Here is a 5,153-nt window from a genome sequence, read left to right as displayed (position 1 = left end):
CAAAACGGAGAGTTTGATCCTGGCTCAGGATGAACGCTGGCGGTATGCTTAACACATGCAAGTCGAACGGAATCTTTAGGGATTTAGTGGCGGACGGGTGAGTAACGCGTGAGAATCTGGCTCTAGGTCTGGGACAACCACTGGAAACGGTGGCTAATACCGGATGTGCCGAAAGGTGAAAGGCTTGCTGCCTAGAGATGAGCTCGCGTCTGATTAGCTAGTTGGTGTGGTAAGAGCGCACCAAGGCGACGATCAGTAGCTGGTCTGAGAGGATGATCAGCCACACTGGGACTGAGACACGGCCCAGACTCCTACGGGAGGCAGCAGTGGGGAATTTTCCGCAATGGGCGAAAGCCTGACGGAGCAATACCGCGTGAGGGAGGAAGGCTCTTGGGTTGTAAACCTCTTTTCTCAGGGAATAAAAAAATGAAGGTACCTGAGGAATCAGCATCGGCTAACTCCGTGCCAGCAGCCGCGGTAATACGGAGGATGCAAGCGTTATCCGGAATGATTGGGCGTAAAGCGTCCGCAGGTGGCGATGTAAGTCTGCTGTTAAAGAGCAAAGCTTAACTTTGTAAAAGCAGTGGAAACTACATCGCTAGAGTGCGTTCGGGGCAGAGGGAATTCCTGGTGTAGCGGTGAAATGCGTAGAGATCAGGAAGAACACCGGTGGCGAAGGCGCTCTGCTAGGCCGCAACTGACACTGAGGGACGAAAGCTAGGGGAGCGAATGGGATTAGATACCCCAGTAGTCCTAGCCGTAAACGATGGATACTAGGCGTTGCGAGTATCGACCCTCGCAGTGCCGGAGCCAACGCGTTAAGTATCCCGCCTGGGGAGTACGCACGCAAGTGTGAAACTCAAAGGAATTGACGGGGGCCCGCACAAGCGGTGGAGTATGTGGTTTAATTCGATGCAACGCGAAGAACCTTACCAAGACTTGACATGTCGCGAACCCTGATGAAAGTTAGGGGTGCCTTCGGGAGCGCGAACACAGGTGGTGCATGGCTGTCGTCAGCTCGTGTCGTGAGATGTTGGGTTAAGTCCCGCAACGAGCGCAACCCTCGTTTTTAGTTGCCAGCATTAAGTTGGGCACTCTAGAGAGACTGCCGGTGACAAACCGGAGGAAGGTGGGGATGACGTCAAGTCAGCATGCCCCTTACGTCTTGGGCTACACACGTACTACAATGCGCCGAACAGAGGGCAGCAAGCGTGCGAACGCAAGCAAATCCCGGAAATCGGCGCTCAGTTCAGATCGCAGGCTGCAACTCGCCTGCGTGAAGGAGGAATCGCTAGTAATTGCAGGTCAGCATACTGCAGTGAATTCGTTCCCGGGCCTTGTACACACCGCCCGTCACACCATGGAAGCTGGTCACGCCCGAAGTCATTACCCCAACTTTTCGGAGAGGGGGATGCCTAAGGTAGGACTGGTGACTGGGGTGAAGTCGTAACAAGGTAGCCGTACCGGAAGGTGTGGCTGGATCACCTCCTTTTTAGGGAGACCTACCCACTCAAATATCGAGATATCTGTATAGAGGTATTGAGTTGGTCAACCTAGGTCGGTCGCAGAGGAAGTTAGGCTTTCAAACTATGATTGGTTCGCATTGGGGCTATTAGCTCAGGTGGTTAGAGCGCACCCCTGATAAGGGTGAGGTCCCTGGTTCGAGTCCAGGATGGCCCACCTGAAAACAGTGAACAGTAAACAGTGAACAGTGGTCAGAAACAAAAAATGCTCACTGGTAACTGAAAACTGAAAGCTGAATTCTGGGGGTTTAGCTCAGTTGGTAGAGCGCCTGCTTTGCAAGCAGGATGTCAGCGGTTCGAGTCCGCTAACCTCCACCTGAAAAGAAAAAAGTAAAAGGAACAGACAGCACCTAGCGAAAAGTAGTTAGGCTGCTGGGTGTAAATCCTAGCCAGAACCTTGAAAACTGCATAGAAACGCGAAAATAGCAGGCAGACACAGACATGGAGATGGATGTGGATGCATGGAGAAAACCAATTGTGATTGTGGTCAAGCTAATAAGAGCTAACGGTGGATACCTAGGCACACAGAGGCGAAGAAGGACGTGGTTACCGACGATATGCTCCGGGGAGTTGGAAGCAAACATTGAGCCGGAGGTTTCCGAATGGGGCAACCCTAGATACAGCCTGTTGAATATATAGACAGGTATGAGCCAACCCAGCGAACTGAAACATCTTAGTAGCTGGAGGAAGAGAAATCAATAGAGATTCCCTGTGTAGTGGTGAGCGAAAGGGGAAGAGCCTAAACCAAAGGGTTTACCTTTTGGGGTAGTGGGACAGCGATATCGAATCTAGCGGTTAGACGAAGCAGCTAAGTACTGCACCAAAGAAAGTGAAAGTCTTGTAGTCAAAAACTTAAAGATAGTAGCTGAATCCCGAGTAGCATGGGGCACGAGGAATCCCATGTGAATCAGCGAGGACCATCTCGTAAGGCTAAATACTACTGTGTGACCGATAGTGAACCAGTACCGCGAGGGAAAGGTGAAAAGAACCCCGAAAGGGGAGTGAAATAGAACATGAAACCGTTAGCTTACAAGCAGTGGGAGTCCGATTCAACGGATGACCGCGTGCCTGTTGAAGAATGAGCCGGCGACTTATAGGCACTGGTAGGTTAAGTCAAGATAGACGCAGCCAAAGGGAAACCGAGTCTGAAAAGGGCGTGTTATCAGTGTTTATAGACCCGAACCCTGGTGATCTAACCATGACCAGGATGAAGCTTGGGTAACACCAAGTGGAGGTCCGCACCGACCGATGTTGAAAAATCGGCGGATGAGTTGTGGTTAGGGGTGAAATGCCAATCGAACCAGGAGCTAGCTGGTTCTCCCCGAAATGTGTTGAGGCGCAGCGGTAATGATTATACCTGGGGGGTAAAGCACTGTTTCGGTGCGGGCTGGGAGACCGGTACCAAATCGAGACAAACTCAGAATACCCAGGGCACACATTGCCAGTGAGACAGTGGGGGATAAGCTTCATTGTCAAGAGGGAAACAGCCCAGACCACCAGCTAAGGTCCCCAAATCATCACTAAGTGATAAAGGAGGTGAGACTGCATAGACAACTAGGAGGTTTGCCTAGAAGCAGCCACCCTTGAAAGAGTGCGTAATAGCTCACTAGTCAAGCGGTCTTGCGCCGAAAATGAACGGGGCTAAGTGATGTACCGAAGCTGTGGGATTAATTAATTAATCGGTAGGGGAGCGTTCCGTGGTAGGGAGAAGCAGTAGCGGCGAGCAGCTGTGGACGAAACGGAAGTGAGAATGTCGGCTTGAGTAGCGCAAACATTGGTGAGAATCCAATGCCCCGAAACCCTAAGGGTTCCAGAGCCAGGTTCGTCCGCTCTGGGTGAGTCGGGTCCTAAGGCGAGGGCGAACGCCGTAGTCGATGGACAACAGGTTAAAATTCCTGTACTGATTTGTAGTTGTGCAGAGGGACGGAGAAGGCAAATGTCAGCCGGAGGTTGGTTACCGGTTCAAGCGTCAAGGCGATGAGAAGCGGCGAAAACGCTTTGAGTTGAGGCGTGAGTACGAAGAACTACGGTTCTGAAGTGATATAGTCTAGCTTCCAAGAAAAGCTCTAAACACGTTAACTGCAAATTACCCGTACCCGAAACCGACACAGGTAGGGAGGTTGAGTAAACTAAGGGGCGCGAGATAACTCTCTCTAAGGAACTCGGCAAAATGGCCCCGTAACTTCGGAAGAAGGGGTGCCCACGAAAGTGGGTCGCAGTGAAGAGATCCAGGCGACTGTTTACCAAAAACACAGGTCTCCGCAAAGTCAAATGACGCAGTATGGGGGCTGACGCCTGCCCAGTGCCGGAAGGTTAAGGAAGTTGGTCAGGGAGAAATTCTGAAGCTGACGACCGAAGCCCCGGTGAACGGCGGCCGTAACTATAACGGTCCTAAGGTAGCGAAATTCCTTGTCGGGTAAGTTCCGACCCGCACGAAAGGCGTAACGATCTGGATGGTGTCTCAGAGAGAGACTCGGCGAAATAGGAATGTCTGTGAAGATACGGACTGCCTGCACCTGGACAGAAAGACCCTATGAAGCTTTACTGTAGCCTGGAATGGTGTCCGGGCTTCGCTTGCGCAGGATAGGTGGGAAGCACTGAAGCACTCCTTGTGGGGAGTGTGGAGCTAACGGTGAGATACCACTCTGGCGAAGCTAGGATTCTAACTTACTACCGTAATCCGGTAGAAGGACAGTTTCAGGTGGGCAGTTTGACTGGGGCGGTCGCCTCCTAAAAGGTAACGGAGGCGCGCAAAGGTTCCCTCAGCACGCTTGGAAACCGTGCGGCGAGTGTAAAGGCATAAAGGGAGCTTGACTGCAAGACCGACAAGTCGAGCAGGTACGAAAGTAGGCCTTAGTGATCCGACGGCGCAGCATGGAATGGCCGTCGCTCAACGGATAAAAGTTACTCTAGGGATAACAGGCTGATCTCCCCCAAGAGTCCACATCGACGGGGAGGTTTGGCACCTCGATGTCGGCTCATCGCAACCTGGGGCGGAAGTACGTCCCAAGGGTTGGGCTGTTCGCCCATTAAAGCGGTACGTGAGCTGGGTTCAGAACGTCGTGAGACAGTTCGGTCCATATCCGGTGCAGGCGTAAGAGTATTGAGAGGAGCCTTCCTTAGTACGAGAGGACCGGGAAGGACGCACCGCTGGTGTACCAGTTATCGTGCCAACGGTAGACGCTGGGTAGCCAAGTGCGGAGTGGATAACCGCTGAAAGCATCTAAGTGGGAAGCCCACCTCAAGATGAGTACTCTCACTACTTAAGTAGGTAAGGTCACCTGTAGAACACAGGTTCTTAGGCGGTAGGTGGAAGTGCAGTAATGTATGTAGCCGAGCCGTGCTAACAGACCGAGGGCTTGACCTCACAACCATTGGCAATCATCATTTCGCGTTTCTGGCAGTCTTCAGGGTTTTGATGAAGGGAAAAGGTTAAAGGGTAAAGGGGAAAGGTAAGTTTTTTCCCTTTTCCCCTTCCCCTTTCCCCCTTCCCCTAAAATCTTTCCTGGTGCCTATGGCGCGGTGGAACCACACTGACTCCTTCCCGAACTCAGAGGTGAAACGCTGCTGCGGCTACGATAGTTGGAGGGTCGCCTCCTGCCACAATTGCTCGGCGCCAGGTCTTTTTTT

2 tRNA genes and 3 rRNA genes are annotated in these 5,153 nt (G+C 52.2%); all 5 read left to right on the top strand.

What is annotated here, in order from left to right:
* The first annotated feature begins 1 nt into the window (after nt 1).
* The 5 genes from H6G76_RS36520 to rrf all read left to right on the top strand — a co-directional run bounded on the left by H6G76_RS36520 (nt 2) and on the right by rrf (nt 5,145).
* Nucleotides 2–1,492: ribosomal RNA gene (locus H6G76_RS36520) — 16S ribosomal RNA — on the top strand.
* A 114-nt stretch (nt 1,493–1,606) separates the two neighbouring features.
* Nucleotides 1,607–1,680 (top strand) — tRNA-Ile (locus H6G76_RS36515).
* Nucleotides 1,681–1,765: 85 nt separating this feature from the next.
* Nucleotides 1,766–1,838, top strand: a tRNA-Ala gene (locus H6G76_RS36510).
* Nucleotides 1,839–2,008: 170 nt separating this feature from the next.
* Nucleotides 2,009–4,890: ribosomal RNA gene (locus H6G76_RS36505) — 23S ribosomal RNA — on the top strand.
* Between the two features lie 137 nt (nt 4,891–5,027).
* Nucleotides 5,028–5,145, top strand: a 5S ribosomal RNA gene (rrf, locus tag H6G76_RS36500).
* The 16S, 23S and 5S rRNA genes sit together here with 2 tRNA genes alongside, the layout of an rRNA operon.
* Nucleotides 5,146–5,153 lie beyond the last annotated feature (8 nt).

The organism is Nostoc sp. FACHB-152 (genome assembly GCF_014697475.1).
In the GTDB taxonomy this organism is placed as follows: Bacteria; Cyanobacteriota; Cyanobacteriia; order Cyanobacteriales; family Nostocaceae; genus Nostoc_B.
Note: the sequence above shows the minus strand (reverse complement) of the source record. Positions and strands in the feature narration are given on the sequence as shown.